Origin of the sequence: Gordonia sp. (in: high G+C Gram-positive bacteria), assembly GCF_052106715.1 — a bacterium.
In the GTDB taxonomy this organism is placed as follows: domain Bacteria; phylum Actinomycetota; class Actinomycetes; order Mycobacteriales; family Mycobacteriaceae; genus Gordonia.
The window spans coordinates 41,158-56,966 of the sequence record NZ_JBQEDL010000009.1; the positions used below are offsets into that span (position 1 = coordinate 41,158).

The 15,809-nt window shown below is 66.2% G+C and carries 20 protein-coding genes and 1 riboswitch; of the genes, 13 read left to right on the forward strand and 7 right to left on the reverse strand.

Annotated elements, in window-relative coordinates; translation table 11 throughout:
- From ACTIMF_RS06525 to mnhG, 6 genes are all read left to right on the forward strand, one after another.
- Nucleotides 1–606, forward strand: a 606-nt coding sequence (locus ACTIMF_RS06525; RefSeq protein WP_442349475.1) for an MnhB domain-containing protein, incomplete at its 5' end; no start/stop codon positions are given.
- Complete coding sequence (locus ACTIMF_RS06530; protein ID WP_442349476.1) at nt 603–1,301, forward strand: Na(+)/H(+) antiporter subunit C; 699 nt, start codon at nt 603–605, stop codon at nt 1,299–1,301. The genes ACTIMF_RS06525 and ACTIMF_RS06530, both read left to right, overlap by 4 nt.
- Nucleotides 1,298–2,911 carry a Na+/H+ antiporter subunit D gene (locus ACTIMF_RS06535; protein ID WP_442349477.1) on the forward strand — a complete coding sequence of 538 codons (1,614 nt, stop codon included), beginning with the start codon at nt 1,298–1,300 and terminating at the stop codon, nt 2,909–2,911. Before ACTIMF_RS06530 ends, ACTIMF_RS06535 begins: the two co-directional genes overlap by 4 nt.
- Complete coding sequence (locus tag ACTIMF_RS06540; RefSeq protein WP_442349478.1) at nt 2,908–3,735, forward strand: Na+/H+ antiporter subunit E; 828 nt, start codon at nt 2,908–2,910, stop codon at nt 3,733–3,735. Before ACTIMF_RS06535 ends, ACTIMF_RS06540 begins: the two co-directional genes overlap by 4 nt.
- Nucleotides 3,732–4,028: a monovalent cation/H+ antiporter complex subunit F gene (locus tag ACTIMF_RS06545; protein WP_442349479.1), complete on the forward strand. Its 297-nt coding sequence runs from the start codon at nt 3,732–3,734 to the stop codon at nt 4,026–4,028. Before ACTIMF_RS06540 ends, ACTIMF_RS06545 begins: the two co-directional genes overlap by 4 nt.
- Before the next feature lie 13 nt (nt 4,029–4,041).
- Nucleotides 4,042–4,377 carry a monovalent cation/H(+) antiporter subunit G gene (mnhG, locus tag ACTIMF_RS06550; protein WP_442349480.1) on the forward strand — a complete coding sequence of 112 codons (336 nt, stop codon included), beginning with the start codon at nt 4,042–4,044 and terminating at the stop codon, nt 4,375–4,377.
- Between the two features lie 3 nt (nt 4,378–4,380).
- Here mnhG and ACTIMF_RS06555 read toward each other — a convergent pair whose 3' ends face one another.
- The 4 genes from ACTIMF_RS06555 to ACTIMF_RS06570 form a co-directional block, all read right to left on the reverse strand.
- On the reverse strand, nt 4,381–5,514 hold the full coding sequence (locus ACTIMF_RS06555; RefSeq protein WP_442349481.1) for a glutamate--cysteine ligase: 1,134 nt from the start codon (nt 5,512–5,514) through the stop codon (nt 4,381–4,383).
- A gap of 12 nt (nt 5,515–5,526) precedes the next feature.
- Entirely contained in the window at nt 5,527–6,138 is a 612-nt protein-coding gene (locus ACTIMF_RS06560) for a superoxide dismutase family protein (protein ID WP_442349482.1), read from the reverse strand.
- 113 nt (nt 6,139–6,251) lie between these two features.
- Nucleotides 6,252–6,767: a LytR C-terminal domain-containing protein gene (locus ACTIMF_RS06565; RefSeq protein WP_442349483.1), complete on the reverse strand. Its 516-nt coding sequence runs from the start codon at nt 6,765–6,767 to the stop codon at nt 6,252–6,254.
- 69 nt (nt 6,768–6,836) lie between these two features.
- Nucleotides 6,837–7,181, reverse strand: a complete 345-nt coding sequence (locus tag ACTIMF_RS06570; protein WP_442349484.1) for a DUF3263 domain-containing protein — start codon at nt 7,179–7,181, stop codon at nt 6,837–6,839.
- A gap of 183 nt (nt 7,182–7,364) precedes the next feature.
- Between ACTIMF_RS06570 and ACTIMF_RS06575 the strand changes: the two genes are divergently transcribed.
- The 5 genes from ACTIMF_RS06575 to ACTIMF_RS06595 are packed head-to-tail and all read left to right on the forward strand — an operon-like array spanning nt 7,365 to nt 10,444.
- Entirely contained in the window at nt 7,365–7,958 is a 594-nt protein-coding gene (locus ACTIMF_RS06575) for a peptide deformylase (protein ID WP_442349485.1), read from the forward strand.
- Nucleotides 7,959–7,965: 7 nt separating this feature from the next.
- Complete coding sequence (locus tag ACTIMF_RS06580; protein ID WP_442349486.1) at nt 7,966–8,655, forward strand: GNAT family N-acetyltransferase, cg3035/Rv0428c family; 690 nt, start codon at nt 7,966–7,968, stop codon at nt 8,653–8,655.
- Between the two features lie 42 nt (nt 8,656–8,697).
- Nucleotides 8,698–9,213: a ribonuclease domain-containing protein gene (locus tag ACTIMF_RS06585; protein ID WP_442349487.1), complete on the forward strand. Its 516-nt coding sequence runs from the start codon at nt 8,698–8,700 to the stop codon at nt 9,211–9,213.
- Nucleotides 9,210–9,650, forward strand: a complete 441-nt coding sequence (locus tag ACTIMF_RS06590; RefSeq protein WP_442349488.1) for a barstar family protein — start codon at nt 9,210–9,212, stop codon at nt 9,648–9,650. The genes ACTIMF_RS06585 and ACTIMF_RS06590 overlap by 4 nt, the downstream gene beginning before the upstream one ends.
- A gap of 5 nt (nt 9,651–9,655) precedes the next feature.
- Nucleotides 9,656–10,444, forward strand: a complete 789-nt coding sequence (locus ACTIMF_RS06595; protein WP_442349489.1) for an exodeoxyribonuclease III — start codon at nt 9,656–9,658, stop codon at nt 10,442–10,444.
- A 19-nt stretch (nt 10,445–10,463) separates the two neighbouring features.
- Here the strand turns inward: ACTIMF_RS06595 and ACTIMF_RS06600 are convergent, their stop codons facing one another.
- Nucleotides 10,464–10,817, reverse strand: coding sequence for a GNAT family N-acetyltransferase (locus ACTIMF_RS06600; RefSeq protein ID WP_442349490.1), 354 nt, complete (start codon nt 10,815–10,817; stop codon nt 10,464–10,466).
- 182 nt (nt 10,818–10,999) lie between these two features.
- A riboswitch (TPP riboswitch) is annotated at nt 11,000–11,113 on the forward strand.
- Between ACTIMF_RS06600 and thiC the strand changes: the two genes are divergently transcribed.
- Together thiC and thiD are read left to right on the forward strand one after the other, a co-directional pair.
- Nucleotides 11,106–12,785, forward strand: a complete 1,680-nt coding sequence (thiC, locus tag ACTIMF_RS06605; protein WP_442349491.1) for a phosphomethylpyrimidine synthase ThiC — start codon at nt 11,106–11,108, stop codon at nt 12,783–12,785. It overlaps the preceding riboswitch by 8 nt.
- Nucleotides 12,782–13,639: a bifunctional hydroxymethylpyrimidine kinase/phosphomethylpyrimidine kinase gene (gene thiD, locus ACTIMF_RS06610; RefSeq protein ID WP_442349492.1), complete on the forward strand. Its 858-nt coding sequence runs from the start codon at nt 12,782–12,784 to the stop codon at nt 13,637–13,639. Before thiC ends, thiD begins: the two co-directional genes overlap by 4 nt.
- Here thiD and ACTIMF_RS06615 read toward each other — a convergent pair.
- Nucleotides 13,628–14,320, reverse strand: a complete 693-nt coding sequence (locus tag ACTIMF_RS06615; RefSeq protein WP_442349493.1) for a hypothetical protein — start codon at nt 14,318–14,320, stop codon at nt 13,628–13,630. The two genes, thiD and ACTIMF_RS06615, sit on opposite strands and share 12 nt — an antisense overlap.
- Before the next feature lie 63 nt (nt 14,321–14,383).
- Nucleotides 14,384–15,763, reverse strand: a complete 1,380-nt coding sequence (locus ACTIMF_RS06620) for a glutamate decarboxylase (protein WP_442349494.1) — start codon at nt 15,761–15,763, stop codon at nt 14,384–14,386.
- Nucleotides 15,764–15,809: the final 46 nt, after the last annotated feature.

Genomic DNA, 15,809 nt, shown 5'->3' on the forward strand with positions numbered 1-15,809 from the left:
CGCCGATTCGGCGCCGTGCCGCGCATCACCGACGCCGCGCGGCTGCAGGCGGGCCTCGACGAAGACGACTTCATCGCCGAACGCACCACCTGGCTGGCCGGCAGCGAGCTGCGCGACCCGCGTCACCGCACGATGGTGCTCGAAGCCACCACTCGTGTCGTGTTCCCCACCCTGGTGGTCTTGTCCGCGTACCTGTTCTTCGCCGGGCACAACGCACCGGGCGGCGGTTTCGCAGGCGGCCTCGTCATGGGTCTGGCCCTCGTGTTGCGCTATCTCGCGGGCGGCCGTTACGAACTCGGCGAAGCGCTACCCGTCGAAGCCGGGACCATTCTGGGCGCAGGCCTGCTCGTCTCGGCGACGACAGCCGTCACCTCGCTGTTCGTCGGCGCACCCGTCCTGTCCTCGGCGGTCATCGACCTGCACCTGCCGGTGTTCGGCGATATCCACATCGTCACCGCGATGTTCTTCGACCTCGGGATCTATCTGATCGTCGTCGGACTGGTCCTCGACATCCTGCGCAGCCTCGGCGCACGCCTGGAGGTCGCCGACGACGCTCCGCTGACCGGCGGCATCCCCGCGCAGCCGCGGCGGGAGGTGCGCAAGTGAGCGTCGACCTCGGCCTGCTGATCGTCGCGGGCGCCCTCGCCGCGTGCGGCGTCTATCTGCTGATGGACCGCAGCCTCATCCGCATGCTGTTCGGCCTCATGCTGGTCGGCAACGCGGTCAACCTGCTGATAATCACGCTCGCCGGACCACCGGGTCACCCACCGGTCCGCGGTCGCGAGTCCTCGGGCCAGTCTGCAGACGCCGACCCACTCGCCCAAGGCATGGTGCTCACCGCCATCGTCATCACCATGGGTGTGGCCGCCTTCGTACTCGCCCTCGTGTACCGGCTGTTCGTCATCAACCGGCGCAGTCGCGAGGCTCCGCCGCCGGACGCCGAACCGACCTCTCTCGAGTCGGCAGGCGACGACGATCTCGGCGACGACCCGGAGGACGTCAAGATCGCGAGCAGTTCCTTGCAGACGTTCGGCGACCGCGACCGAAGCGACGACCCGCTGACCGGGGCAGACACCGTCGCAGGCGACTTCTTCGATGACCACGGCAATCCGCTCACGGCCGAAGAGTTCGAGGCCGTCCACCAGGGCGTCATCGAGACCGACCTGATGCCCGAGGACGCCGACCTGATCGCCCATCTGCCGGAGGACTCCGACGACATGCCGGGCGACCCAGAAGAGGATGTCCCAGAACAGGACAGCACAGTAAAGGACAGCGCAGAAGAGCAGGGAGGTGATCGATGATCCCGCAACCGTCTTGGATCACCGTATTGATCGCTCTCCCGACCCTCGTCCCACTACTCGGCGCGGCTCTCACTCTGCTGCGGGGACGCAGCCCGACCTTCCAGCGCGCGGTCAGCGTCTCCGCGATCGGCGTGGCACTGATCGCGTCGGCGATGATGCTGTACCTGACGAGCGTCCACGGACCGTTCGCCGTCCACGTCGGCGGGTGGGGCGACCGGGACGACGGCGGCTCGCCTCTCGGCATCACTCTCGTCGTCGACCGGTTGGCGGCTCTCATGCTGGTCGTGTCGACGACGGTGTTGTTGTGCGTCGTCGTCTACGCGATCGGTCAGGGCATCCGAGACGGCACGACCGAACAACCTGTGTCGATCTTCTTGCCGACCTATCTGATCCTCACCGCGGGCGTGTGCAACGCCTTCCTGGCGGGCGATCTGTTCAATCTGTACGTCTCGTTCGAGGTGCTGCTCGCCGCGAGCTTCGTGCTGCTGACGCTGGGCGCCAGCGCCGAACGCGTACGCGCGGGCGCGTCGTACGTGATGGTCTCGATGGTCTCCTCGTTGATCTTCCTGGCAGGCATCGCCTTCGCGTACGCCGCGACCGGGACACTCAACCTGGCCGAGATGGCAGTCCGCCTCGACGACGTCCCAGACGGGACCCGCAACGCCCTGTACGCGGTGCTCCTCGTCGCCTTCGGTATCAAGGCCGCGGTCTTCCCGCTGTCGACCTGGCTGCCCGACTCCTATCCGACGGCTCCCGCCCCGGTCACCGCCGTGTTCGCGGGCCTGCTCACCAAGGTCGGTGTGTACGCGATCATCCGCGCGCACTCGCTCCTGTTCCCCGGTGGAGCGATGGATACCGTGCTGATGGTCGCCGGACTGTTGACGATGCTGGTCGGCATCTTCGGCGCGATAGCCCAGACCGACGTGAAACGACTCCTGTCGTTCACCCTCGTCAGCCATATCGGCTACATGATCTTCGGTATCGCCGTCGGATCGCTGGAGTCGACGAGTGCCGCGATCTACTACGTCGCCCACCACATCCTGGTGCAGACCACCCTGTTCCTCGTCGTCGGATTGATCGAACGTCAGGCGGGATCGTCGTCGCTGCGTCGCCTGGGCGGGCTCATCGCGAGCCCGCTGCTGGCGGTGCTGTTCCTGATCCCCGCGCTCAACCTCGGCGGAATCCCACCGTTCTCCGGCTTCATCGGCAAGGTCGCCCTCCTGCAGTCCGGCGCCGCCGACGGCTCGGTCCTGTCGTGGATCCTCGTCGCAGGTGGTGTCATCACCAGTCTGTTGACTCTGTATGTGATGGCCCGGATCTGGACGAAGGGATTCTGGCGCGCCCGCGCCGACGCTCCCGAAGGCGATATGGCGTCGAGCACGCCCTCGGCACTCGTCGAAGAAGGAACCGACGTGCTTCTCGACGAGCGTGAGGACGTCGGCCGTATGCCCGTCACCATGGTGTTGCCGACAGCCGCGATGGTCGCCGTCGGCCTGGCCCTCACCGTGTGGGCCGGGCCGATCTTCGAGTTCACCGACAGCGGAGCCCACGGCGTTCTGGACCGCGACGTGTATATCGGTACCGTGCTCGGCCCCGGAGGCGGCCGATGAGCAACACACCGTTCCCGGACCGCCCGCATGTGCGTCCCGCCGGCAAGAAGACGATCCCGGCGTTCTTCGGCAACCTGTGGCGGCTCGCCGTCGTCTGGTTCGCCTGGCCGTTGACCAATGCGATCGTGTGGCTGCAGGAGCACCTGAAGTTCCCGAAGTGGGCCGGCGGTGATCTGCGCGAGTTCACGATGCGCCTGTGGGGCGTGGCGTGGTTGGCATTCGTCTGGGTTCTGCTGTGGGGCGAGGTCACGTGGGGCAACATCGTCGTCGGCGTCGTGATCGCGATCCTCGTGATGACTCTGCTCCCACTGCCTCGGGTCCCCGTCGAAGGCCGCATCCACCCGTTGGCCGCGTTGAAGCTCGTGTTCACCCTGATCGGTAACTTCGTCGTGTCGTCGGCGCAGGTAGCGTGGGCGGCGATCAAGCCGGGTCCGCCGCCGCTCGGCGCGGTGGTCCGCGTGCATGTCGCGATCAAGTCCGACCTGGTGCTGACGCTGGCCATCGACTACATCAACCTCGTTCCCGGCACGATGGTCGTCGAGATCGACCATCTGCGCCGCATGCTGTACGTGCACATCTTCGACGTCCGCAAGCAGTCGCAGGTCGATTCCTTCTTCCGTCAGATGGCGTATGTGGAACGGCAGTTCATCAAGGCTTTCGAGCGCGACTCCGAATGGCAGCCAAGCCCGTTCCACGGCATCGACGACGACTACCACCACGTTCCGTTCAGTGATCGTCAGCGCGTCGCCGACGAAGAGCGTCGCGTACGCCGCGCGTCCCGCCGCCGCATCCTGCGGCGACGGAAGGAGGACACAGACACATGACCTACGTGTGGGCGATCGCTGCCGCGATGCTGCTCGTCGCCGTCGTCCTGACCACTTACCGGACTCTGCGCGGCCCGAGCACACTCGACCGACTCGTCGGTGTCGACGCGATCGTCGCCATCATGATCTCCGGTCTCGCCATCTGGGTCGCGGCGTCCGGTGACACGACAATCGCCGCCGCCATCGTCGTGCTGAGCCTCGTCAGCTTCATCGGATCCATCGCAGTGGCCCGATTCCGGGTGAGGGACGACGAGCTCAGCAGGGACAAGAAGATGAGCGGGGACACGAAGTGATCGGGGACACGAAGTGATCAGGGATATTCTCACCGCCTTCTTCGTGCTATTCGGCTCGTCGGTCGCGTTGACCGCAGCGATCGGCATCGTCCGCTTCCCGGACACCTTGAGCCGTATGCACGCGGCGACCAAACCGCAGACGTTCGGCATGATCCTCGTGCTGATCGGCGCGCTCATCCAGCTCGACGGGCATGTCGACAGCGGCATGCTCGTGTTGACCGGGCTGTTCACGTTGATCACCGCGCCCGTCATCGCGCAGCGCGTCGGCCGCCTCGTCTACCGCGAGCAACGTATCGACGAGCATCTGCTCGACGAGAGTCAGCTACGAGCACGCGAGCGGGGCGACTGAGCGCTACCCGAGTTCGTCGACCACCGATGCGACCACGTCGCGCATGTCGCCGGTTCGCGCGAACACGTCGTGTTGGCGTTTGTAACTGACGCCGCGGGCGACGATGTCGCCGATCGAGGCCAGTTCGTCGGCGCAGCCCAACGAGGCGGCGACCGGCTCGAGTCGCACGAGGAGTTCAGCGAGGTCGTCGGTGACGAGTCGCTCGGAGCAATCGGCGTCTTGGATGACGATCGCATCGATGCCGTAGCGGGCGGCCCGCCACTTGTTCTCCTGCACGAGCCACGGCGCCATCTGCGGCAGGGTCTCCCCCGCGGTGAGACGACGATCCAGGTCGACGATCAGGCAGTGGATCAGTGCGACGATGCCTGCGAGCTCACGACGATTCGAGACGCCGTCGCACACCCGTACTTCGATGGTGCCCAGGTGTGGCGAAGGCCGGATGTCCCACCGGATCTCGTTGAGATGATCGATGATCCCGGTGGTCTCCTGGTCGGAGACGAACCGTTCGAACTCGCTCCACCGCTCGAACTGGAACGGCAGTCCCGCGGTCGGCAACTGCTGGAACATCATCGCCCGGTTGCTCGCGTACCCGGTCTCCCGCCCGCCCCACATCGGCGACGACGCCGACAGCGCCAGCAGGTGCGGGTAGTACTTGAGCAGCGACGACAGAATCGGGAGTACTTTGTCGCGGCGGCTGATCCCGACGTGCACGTGCACACCCCAGATCAGCATCTGGCGGCCCCACCATTGGGTCCGAGCGATCAGCTCCGCGTAGCGCGGCCCCTCGGTCAGCTGCTGCGTCGACCATTCCGCGAACGGGTGCGTGCCCGCGCCGTACAGGTCGACGCCCACCTCTCGGGTGAGCTCACGCACCACGTCGAGGGTCTCGCCGAGATCGGCCATCGCCTCGGGGACCGTATGACAGATATCGGTGACGAGTTCGACGGTGTTGCGCAGGAGCTCTTTGTGAATCCGCTCCGACCGGTCCACTCCGCGCGCTTGGATCAGATCGAACAGTTCGGGCGCCGAGTTCGATAGGTCGCGGGTCACGCGATCGACGAGGGCGAGCTCCCACTCCACCCCGAGCGTCGGCTCAGTCGATCCGTGGAACTCGATCTCGCGGATACGGCCCCCCACCGGTGATGCGTCCTATCGTTTCTGGGCGATGACGCCGCACGCCAGGCGGTGTGTGCCGTCGGTGTCGCCTACCTCGTGGACGACGAGGGCCTTGCCGCCGATCTGATCGAGTTTGAACGCGTCCGTCGAGCTCGTGACCGTCCCCGTACCGTTCGCCAGGACGGTGACACTGGTCAGATCGCCGCTCTCGGGCTTACCGGTGTGGCCGTCGACCTGAAGGTGGTCGCCCGCCGATGCGAAACCGGTGGACGCCTCACACTTGCCGACGGAGTGGATGTGGACGCCGTGTGATCCCGCATCCATGCCGGTGACTCGGAGGGTGACGGTGACGGCTTCGCCTTCGGTGGTGAAGTTCGCGACACCGACGCTCGCACCCTCGGTGTTGCGGAGCGTCGCGGACATCTCTTCAGCGCCGCCGGAGCTGGTACCGGCGTTGACCTCGTCGCCCGGCTGCGCCTGGTCACCGGTGATGACCGGCGGCGTCGTGCCCTTCTCGTCCGTCGGGTACTGGTCGGGCGTGCATCCCGCGAGCACCGCTCCAGCGGCGCCTGCCGCGGCGAGGACCGCCAGGACACGAGTGGTCGAGGTTCCGGTAGCGGCACCACTGTGGTTACGGGCGAACATGACGCTCCTTATATGTTCCGTACGAGCAAGGCTTGCGGGCTTGTGGGCTGGACGGGGTTCGGTGTCAACCGATGTTCGGGGTTAGCGGGTCTGGGGCTTAACGGCTTTCGGGCTCATTCGGTGACGACGATGACGACGATCTCACCTTCGCACCGCGTGAACACCGCGGGCCTCGGGTCTGCGGAGGCACCGCCGGGGACCACATCGGCGACCTTCTGCGCGGCAGCCTCGTCGCCTTCGTCGTAGAAGACGGTGTTCTCACTGATGCTGCCCGTCGACAGATTCTCGGCACCGCTGACGTCGAAACCCGACTGCTTGAGTGAGTCGGACACCTTGCCCGCGAGTCCGGTGACGGTTCCCGCGTTGAGCACGCAGACCGACCCGACATCAGCGGCATCGGCCACCTTGGAGGACGATGCAGGCGTCGACGTCTCATCGCCGCCCGCGGCGCTCGACTCCGTCGGCGTGGCCGTCGTGCTCTCCGCGACGGAGGTCGAGGCGGTGTCACCCTCGTCTCCACTGGTGGCGGCACGATGCCAGCCGAGGCCGATGAAGACCACGGCAACCGCCAGCAGCAGCATGGCACCTGCCCGAAGGGGCAGTCGGTTGGTTTCTCGGTCAGCTTTCATCACGGCAACTTTAGCTCACGACGCCGCGTAGGAGGCGAGGCGTGTGCACGACGCGCCCCAGGACGCCTGTCAGATCTCGAATCCAAGGCGTCGAGCGGCCCGCGCCTTCTGGCGTGAGGCTCGCAGACGACGGAGTCGTTTGACCAGCATGGGATCGGCCGCAAGCGCTTCGGGACGATCGACCAACGCGTTCAGAATCTGGTAATAACGGGTCGCGGACAGGCTGAACAGTTCTTTGATGGCCTCTTCTTTCGAGCCGGCGTATTTCCACCACTGGCGCTCGAACGAGAGGATGTCGTGTTCGCGACGGGTGAGGCCGTCGGGCCCGACCTCATGCGGGTCGCCTTGCTGCCCAGCCTGCGCAGCACCGACCGAATCGTCGTCGCCTGGTGTATGCGCGGTTGCGCCGTCCATCTCGCTCCCTTGCAAAGCGTGCCGTTTCGTCCTGTTCACTCGTCCGGTCCGCGCCCCGCGCACGAGCCGTCCGGAGGCGAATCACAAACGTGTGGTTCGCTTCAAGAGTGTAACCACCCGACGGCGACCCTTCACGACGACTCACCGCGAACACGCCGCATTGCCCGAGTAATGTATGGCTACATGGCAATTCTTCCGATCTGCATCGTCGGCGAGCCGGTGCTGCACCACCCGACGACGCCTGTCGAACTCGACGACCAGGGGCGTCCGTCCACCGAGATCATCGCGCTGCTCGACGACATGTACGAGACGATGGACGCCGCGAACGGTGTCGGTCTGGCTGCCAACCAGGTCGGTCACGGACTTCGGATGTTCGTCTACGACTGCCCGGACGGCCCGACGCGCCGCCGCGGCGAGGTGATCAACCCGACTCTGGAGACCTCGGAGATTCCCGAGACGATGCCGGACCCCGACGACAACGACGAGGGCTGCCTGTCGGTGCCCGGCGAAGGCTTCCCCACCGGGCGCGCCGACTGGGCGAAGGTCGTCGGCACCGACCGCGACGGGGCTCGCGTCGAGATCGAGTCCGACGGGTTCTTCGCCCGCATGCTGCAGCACGAGACGGGTCACCTCGACGGTTACCTGTACATCGACGTGCTGGTCGGCCGGAATGCGCGCGCCGCGAAGAAGGCCGTCAAACGCAACGGCTGGGGATCTCCCGGCCTGACGTGGCTACCCGGAGCCGACCGCGACCCCTTCGGGCACGACGACGACTGAGGCCGCCGTGATCGATCCGACCGTCGGCGACCGCATTGTCGTCCGCTACCGACTCGGACGGGCCGACGTCCCGGCCGATTGGCGTGCCGAACCGAACCCGACCGTGGTCGGCGGCGGCCCGTCACAGTCGGATGTGACCGGTGTTCTCCAGATGTCCGACGAGCAGTATCTGAAGGTCGATCGGGACGGTGAGATCGTCGCGATCAACCGCGATGCGATCACTTCGATCCGGCTCCTGTCTCGACACGTCGTCCGAAACTCGGAGATCCGCGACGTCGAACGTGCACTCTGCACGGGATGCGATGCGACGCACCGCGAGGAGATCGACGGTTGGGTCGTGTCGGCGGGCGGCTCGTCGCCGCGCGGCCGTTCGGCGGTGCCCGTCGAGTTCAACGCTCCGTCGGCCGCGGTCGCCGAGATCATCGACTGGTACGACGACCTCGACCTCCCCGCATTTGCCCTCCTCCCCGACCGCATCGTGCGACCCGGGCGAGTCGCCGTCGACGACGCTCAGGCGATGGAGGTGCTCGTCGCCTCGGCCGCCGTGCCCGTCGACGGACTCACCCCAATCGAGGTCGGCGAGGGGATGTGGGCGGTGGACGTCGAGGCCTCGAACGACGCTCTCCGGGCGGCGGCCAGACGGGCCGGATACGCGCTGCACCACACCGCCGTGGTCGGCGAACTCATCGAGCCGTAGGCGAATTCGATTCCGGGGCCCCACCGGTTACCGTGGAACGTGATGTCTCCTCCCAACCGCGACCCTGAGCAGTCCCGTCGCCGCATGCTCGCATCCGTGCTCGGTGTGATCGTGCTGTTGGCGGTCGTCGCGTTGACCTGGTGGGTCGACGGGCGCAACACCACAGACGCCGAACCGTCGGCAGCCGCCCCGTCGGGGGTGAGTGCGGCCGCAGCCGATTCGGGTTCGTCCGAACGGTCCCGGACTGCGGGAAGGCCGTCGAACGACGTTCCCGCCCGCGTCCAACAGACCCTCAGCTACATCGATGCAGGCGACTGGCCGGATGCAGCGAACGCGCCGGGGACACACGGCGGCGACGCGTTCCGCAATTCGGAGGGGCGCCTGCCGAAGAAGACGTCGAACGGCAAGAAGATCAGCTATCAGGAGTGGGACGTGAATCCGAAGCAGCGCGGGAGGGGACGCGACGCGGAGCGGATCGTGACGGGTAGCAACGGGTCGGCCTATTTCACCTTGGATCATTACGAGACGTTCACCGCGATCCGGGGCCCGGGCGCATGACCGCCGTCGCCGCCACCGCGCCGTCCCTGTTCGGGACCGGTTTCACCGCTCGCCGAGTCGATGCCGCCCGGATGCGGACAGTCGGCGGGGTACTGGACGCATTGGCGCAGACCTGGGACTTCCCCGCACACTTCGGCCGCAATCGGGACGCCCTCGACGACTGCATGCGTGACCTGCCGACCGGCTTGCACACGCCCGAAGGCGCTCCGTCGAGCGGCTGGTTGACGATCATCGAGAACGCATCGCAGTTGCTCGCGGACGAGCCGGACGCGCTGAAGTGGTTCGCCGAGTCGATCGACTTCTGGCGCGACTCCTACCGCAATTCCCACGATGACGCACGGTTCGCAGTGCTGCTGCTCGACGACGCCCCCGCCGTCGTCCGCGAGCGGTGGGCCGAACTCGGCGTCCGGGTGACCGATCCTACCGAGGAGATCTGAGCACCGTGCGCCTGGCGACCTGGAACGTCAACTCGATCCGTGCTCGCTCGGAGGACGTCGTGGCCTGGATGACGCGACACGCGATCGACGTGCTCGCACTCCAAGAGACCAAGTGTTCCAACGACCAGTTCCCCGTGATGAGCTTCGCCGCTCACGGCTACGACGTGGCGCTGCACGGAGACGGCGGTTACAACGGCGTCGCGATCGCGTCCCGTGTCGGCCTGGACGACGTCCACCTCGGGTTCGACGGCCAGCCGACGTACGACGGCAAGGCGGAGGCTCGAGCGATCTCGGCGACGTGCGACGGTGTGCGCGTGTGGAGCCTCTACGTTCCGAACGGCCGCGCGCCGGGCCACCCGCACATGAGTTACAAACTCGACTGGCTGGCCGCTCTCGCGGGGGTGACCCGACTGGAGTTGGCTCACGACCCGGCGGCACAGATCGCGTTGGCCGGGGACTGGAACGTCGCTCCGACGGACGCCGACGTCTGGGACCTGGCCTACTTCGCCGACCGCACGCATACCTCGGACGCCGAGCGCGCAGCCTTCACCGAGTTCGTCGACGCGGGATTCGCCGACAGCGCGGATCCCTTCGCCCCAGGCCCGGACACGTACACGTTCTGGGACTATCAGGCAGGCCGCTTCGACAAGAACGAAGGCATGCGCATCGATTTCGCGCTCTGCTCTCCGGCCTTGAACGATCGCGTCTTCGACGCCTTCGTCGACGCCGCAGCCCGCCAACTCAAGGGCGCGAGCGATCACGCACCGCTCGTACTCGACGTCTCGTCGACCTGAGCAGAGGCGGAACCCGGCGTCAGACGGGAGCCAGCGGGACCATTCCCGGGTGCGCTTCGAGGAACTTGCGGGTGAACGTGCAGACCGGCCGCACCCTCAGCGAGTCCTCGCGCATACACGCCATCGCGGTCCCGGTCAGTCGAGTCGCCAGGCCGTGACCGGCGTACTCGTCGTACATGACGGTGTGCAGAATGGTCGCGATGCGACCGTCGTCGGTGTCGTCGATGCGGTAACCGAGGACGCCGACGAGATCGCCTGCGACCCACAATTCGAATCGCTCGCGGTCGGGATTGTGCACGACCTCCGAGATCTGCTGGAGCAGCGATCGCGCACTGTGCTGCCGCGCCTGGTGATGACGGTTCCTCAGTTGCATGACACCTCCCTGTGACAACAGTCACAACACTACGGTGCGCAAGTGATGTGCGGCAAGTCACATCAGTCACATCTGCATCACGGTTGGGTGTGGCTCCCACAACGGGCGCAGTCGGCGCTAGGGTGGCTGGCGTAGGTCCGCGAGCTCAGCGGCTGGCGTTGCCTGGGCGCGGCCTACACGACAATTACACACGCGGGGGCTCTCACGATCCGAGGGCTGAGATGGCGACCGGCGGTCGTCGACCGCTCGAACCTGTCCGGGTAATGCCGGCGTAGGGAGGAGTCTTCCATGGGCACACCTGTGTCTATCCAAAGCGTCACCACTGGTCCGATCGAGGGCAGCGCGAAGCACTACATGCAGATCAACGGCATGCAGGTCCCGGCTCGCCGGGTGAATCTGACCAACGGTGAACACCTCGACCTGTATGACACGTCGGGTCCGTACACCGACGTGAACGCGGTGATCGACATCGAGCGCGGCCTGCCCGCGACCCGCGACTCGTGGGCCAGGCCCGAGCCGGTCGACGGCACGGCGACACAGCTCGCGTGGGCCCGAGCCGGGATCGTGACACCGGAGATGGCGTACATCGCCGCCCGCGAGGGCGTCGACGTGGAGTTGGTCCGCAGCGAGGTCGCCGCGGGACGCGCCGTCATCCCAGCCAATCATCGTCATCCCGAGTCCGAGCCGATGATCATCGGCAAGGCGTTCGCGGTGAAGGTCAACGCCAACATCGGCAACTCGGCGGTCACGTCGTCGATCGGCGAAGAGGTCGAGAAGATGGTGTGGGCGGCGCGGTGGGGTGCCGACACGATCATGGACCTGTCGACCGGCAAGGACATCCACGTCACGCGCGAATGGATCATGCGGAACTCGCCGGTCCCGGTCGGCACCGTCCCGATCTATCAGGCATTGGAGAAGGTCAAGGGCGATCCGACGGCGTTGACCTGGGAGATCTACCGCGACACCGTGATCGAGCAGGCCGAGCAGGGCGTCGATTACATGACGGTCCACGCGGGCGTGCTCCTACGCTATGTGCCGCTGACCGCACGACGTGTCACCGGAATCGTCTCGCGTGGCGGCTCGATCATGGCCGCCTGGTGCCTGGCTCACCACGAGGAGTCGTTTCTGTACACGCGCTTCGACGAACTGTGTGAGATCCTCGCCCGCTACGACATCACCTTCTCCCTGGGTGACGGTCTGCGGCCGGGATCGATCGCCGACGCGAACGACGAGGCGCAGTTCGCCGAACTGCGTACTCTCGGTGAGTTGACCACGCGTGCAAAGGCATTCGGAGTCCAGGTGATGATCGAGGGGCCCGGTCACGTCCCGATGCACAAGATCGTCGAGAACGTGAAGCTCGAAGAACAGTGGTGCGAGGAGGCACCGTTCTACACGCTCGGTCCGTTGGCCACCGACATCGCACCCGCCTACGACCACATCACCTCGGCGATCGGCGCGGCGATGATCGCGCAGGCGGGCACCGCGATGCTCTGCTATGTCACTCCGAAGGAACATCTGGGCCTACCGAACCGCGACGACGTGAAAGTCGGCGTGATCACGTACAAGATCGCGGCACACGCGGCCGATCTGGCCAAAGAGCATCCGAGGGCTCAAGAACGCGACGACGCGCTCAGCCGGGCCCGATTCGAGTTCCGGTGGACCGACCAGTTCAATCTGGCGCTCGACCCGGACACCGCCCGCGAGTACCACGACGAGACGATGCCCGCGGAGCCCGCGAAGACCGCGCACTTCTGCTCGATGTGCGGCCCCAAGTTCTGCTCGATGCGTATCTCGGCGGATGTCCGCGCCTACGCCGAGGAGAACGACCTGGTCACCGCGGAGGACATCGACCGCAAGATCGCGCAGGAGATGGCGGCCAAATCCGACGAGTTCGCCGCGGCAGGCAACCAGGTGTACCTCCCCATCTCCGAGGTCGAGTCCGTCTCGCAGGCGAGCGCACCCCGGTGACCGAACCGCGTCTGCTGCCGACAGTCGATCCCGGCCAGAGTCCTGCGCGTGTCATGACGATCGCCGGGTCCGACTCCGGCGGCGGCGCGGGCATCCAAGCGGATATGCGCACTTTCGCGCTTCTCGGTTTACACGCCTGTGTCGCGGTCACTGCGGTGACCGTGCAGAACACGCTCGGCGTCACCGGGATCGAGCGCATCTCGCCGGAGATCGTCGCCGCCCAGATGCGGTCGGTGGTCTCGGACATCGGAGTCGACGCGGCCAAGACGGGGATGCTCGCGTCGGCGCCGATCATCGATGCGATCGCCGACACCTGCGAAGAACTCGGCATCGGCGGCGGGCGCGAAGTCCCGCTCGTCGTCGACCCGGTCTGCGCCTCCATGCACGGTGATCCACTGCTCGCCGCCGACGCCCTCGACACGCTGATTCACCGGATGATCCCGTTGGCGGACGTGCTCACCCCGAACCTGGACGAGGTCCGGTTGATCACCGGGATCGACGTCGTCGACGCGGCGACCCAACGCGACGCAGCCCGCGCTCTCCGCGACCTCGGGGCGCGATGGGCGCTGGTGAAGGGCGGACATCTACGCGACAGCGAGGTGAGCCCGGATCTGCTGTTCGACGGAGACCAGTTCATCTCGGTGGACACACCCCGCATCCACACACCCCACGACCACGGTGCGGGCGACACCCTCGCCGCCGCGATCTGTGGGGCCCTCGCCCACGGCTACCCGGTGCCCGATGCGCTCGAGTTCGCCAAGGGCTGGGTCACGAAGGGTCTGCAGTCCGCGTATCCGCTGGGGGCCGGCCATGGCCCGGTGAACCCGTTGTGGCGGGTGCACTCACCGGACTGAGCCGACTCGATCGGCGGTCCTTTCCTGCACTCTCATCGCGACGAGCACGATGAACGACGCGAAGAAGAAGCAGAGGGCTCCGACGAAGGTGCCGACGGTGGCGAGAACCGCGTCGACCGTGGTCCCGGTGCGGCTCACGAACGATCCGACTGCGGACACGCCGAAGGCGATGCACCCGGCCATGTTGATCACCCCGGACCACCAGTCGGTACTGCGGGGCGCCCAGACGCGCCCGTCCGCACGGGTGAAGGCTAGGAGGACGAACACTCCGCTGATGAGGAACGCGACGGACCCGCCTGCGTCCGGGTTCCACACCAGGTGCTGTTGGCCGTGAACCGTTTTGACTTCGAGCGCCGAGGCGGTGCTCACGTTGAACAGGAGGGTGCCGAAGAACTGGGTGGACGCCGCCAGCCACTCGGCGCGCAGCATCACGCCGTTGCCGTACGACACCGTGGTCGCCATGGCACCGCTGCGCACCAACTGGATCAGTGCGGCCCCGGTGAAGAACCAGGCACCGATGAAGTAGGAGATGTTCGACGCGTTGGCCCCCGCCCAGTTGCCGAAGCCGGGAGCAGATCCCAGCGCGAACAGCGCCGAGCCGATCATGAAGCCGACGCACTGCTTTGTCGTGGTCGCCGTCAGGACGTCGGCGAAACGGTGACGATCAGCGGTCACGCGCATAACCTTTCCGGTGAACGCCGGGACGCCTCGGGCGTGTTCGCCCCGAGGCGTCCGGCGGAACGGTCAGTGGTGGAAGCCCGCGGTCTGTCCCTCGCTCGGCATCGGGCCGCTCAGTCGCTCAAGGAACTCGACTTCGGTGACGATGTCGGCGAGCAGCGAATCGGCGAGGTCTTCGCTCAACCCGGCGCGCACGACGATGCGCTGCACTGTGACGTCGGCGAGGTCATCGGCCAGCGGGTAGGCCGGGACCTGCCACCCCTTCATCCGCAGTCGGTCCTGGAGATCGTAGAGCGTCCAGTTGTCGGTATATCCGGTCTTCAGCCGCCAGGCGAAGACGGGAATGGTGTCGCCCTTGCTGACCAGTTCGAACGGCGCCATCTCAGCGATGGCCGTCGACAGTCGCTGCGCGACGTCCAGCGAATTCTGCTGAACGGCCCGGTAGCCTTCCCGACCGAGGCGAAGGAACTGGTAGTACTGCAGCAGAACCTGCGCGCCGGGCCGTGAGAAGTTCAATGCGAGGGTCGGCATGTCACCGCCGAGGTACGCGCAGTGGAAGACCATGCTCTCCGGAAGCGCATCGGCGGCGCGCCACACGATCCACCCCACACCCGGGTAGACGAGACCGTACTTGTGCCCGGAGGTGCTGATCGACGCAACGCGTTCCACTCGGAAGTCCCACTCGAGATCCGGTTGGCAGAACGGCGCGATCATCGCACCGGAGGCGCCGTCGACGTGAATGTGCACGTCGAACCCGGAGTCGGCCTGGATCTGGTCGAGTTTCGCGGCGATCTCGGCGACCGGCTCGTACGCGCCGGTGTAGGTCTGCCCCATGATCGCAACGACGCCGATAGTGTTCTCATCGACGTACTTCTGCAAGTCATGCCCGTCGAGGTACAGATGGTCCTCGGTGATCGGCACCCACCGCGGCTCCACCTCGAAGTAGTTGCAGAACTTCTCCCAGCACACCTGCACCGCGGTCGACAAGACAATGTTCGGGCTCTCGGTCGACTCGCCCGCGGCCTTGCGACGATGCTGCCACCGGCGCTTGAGCGCCAGACCGCCGAGCATGCACGCCTCCGACGATCCGATCGTCGACGTGCCGATCGCGCTCTCGACATCCGGGTTGTGCCACAGGTTGCCGAGGATCCGCCAGCACCGGTCCTCGATCTGGGCGGTCGCCGGATACTCGTCCTTGTCGATCATATTCTTGTCGACGGTCTGCGCGTAGAGGAGCTGGGCTTCTTTGTCCATGTAGGTGGACACGAAGGTCGCCAAGTTCAATCGTGAGTTGCCGTCGAGCATCGCCTGGTCGTGGACGATCTGGTAGGCCGTGCTCGGAAGGAGCATGTCGTCGGCCAGTTCATACCTCGGGAGTCGAGTCTGCTCGCCCAACCGGTTGAACACCGGGCTGAGGGCCATGTCTTCGTCGTTTCGCGCTGCCATGTCTGCTCCTCTATTTCAATCAGCCTGAAATTTCGCTGTCGGTCTG

Bases quoted from the DNA above. Each gene is read 5' to 3' on its own strand.
- ACTIMF_RS06535 (WP_442349477.1), top strand. From the start codon at position 1,298: ATGATCCCGCAACCGTCTTGGATCACCGTATTGATCGCTCTCCCGACC.
- ACTIMF_RS06540 (WP_442349478.1), top strand. From the start codon at position 2,908: ATGAGCAACACACCGTTCCCGGACCGCCCGCATGTGCGTCCCGCCGGC.
- ACTIMF_RS06545 (WP_442349479.1), top strand. From the start codon at position 3,732: ATGACCTACGTGTGGGCGATCGCTGCCGCGATGCTGCTCGTCGCCGTC.
- ACTIMF_RS06560 (WP_442349482.1), bottom strand. From the start codon at position 6,138: ATGTTCGCCCGTAACCACAGTGGTGCCGCTACCGGAACCTCGACCACT.
- ACTIMF_RS06565 (WP_442349483.1), bottom strand. From the start codon at position 6,767: ATGAAAGCTGACCGAGAAACCAACCGACTGCCCCTTCGGGCAGGTGCC.
- ACTIMF_RS06570 (WP_442349484.1), bottom strand. From the start codon at position 7,181: ATGGACGGCGCAACCGCGCATACACCAGGCGACGACGATTCGGTCGGT.
- ACTIMF_RS06575 (WP_442349485.1), top strand. From the start codon at position 7,365: ATGGCAATTCTTCCGATCTGCATCGTCGGCGAGCCGGTGCTGCACCAC.
- ACTIMF_RS06585 (WP_442349487.1), top strand. From the start codon at position 8,698: ATGTCTCCTCCCAACCGCGACCCTGAGCAGTCCCGTCGCCGCATGCTC.
- ACTIMF_RS06590 (WP_442349488.1), top strand. From the start codon at position 9,210: ATGACCGCCGTCGCCGCCACCGCGCCGTCCCTGTTCGGGACCGGTTTC.
- ACTIMF_RS06600 (WP_442349490.1), bottom strand. From the start codon at position 10,817: ATGCAACTGAGGAACCGTCATCACCAGGCGCGGCAGCACAGTGCGCGA.
- thiC (WP_442349491.1), top strand. From the start codon at position 11,106: ATGGGCACACCTGTGTCTATCCAAAGCGTCACCACTGGTCCGATCGAG.
- ACTIMF_RS06615 (WP_442349493.1), bottom strand. From the start codon at position 14,320: ATGCGCGTGACCGCTGATCGTCACCGTTTCGCCGACGTCCTGACGGCG.
- ACTIMF_RS06620 (WP_442349494.1), bottom strand. From the start codon at position 15,763: ATGGCAGCGCGAAACGACGAAGACATGGCCCTCAGCCCGGTGTTCAAC.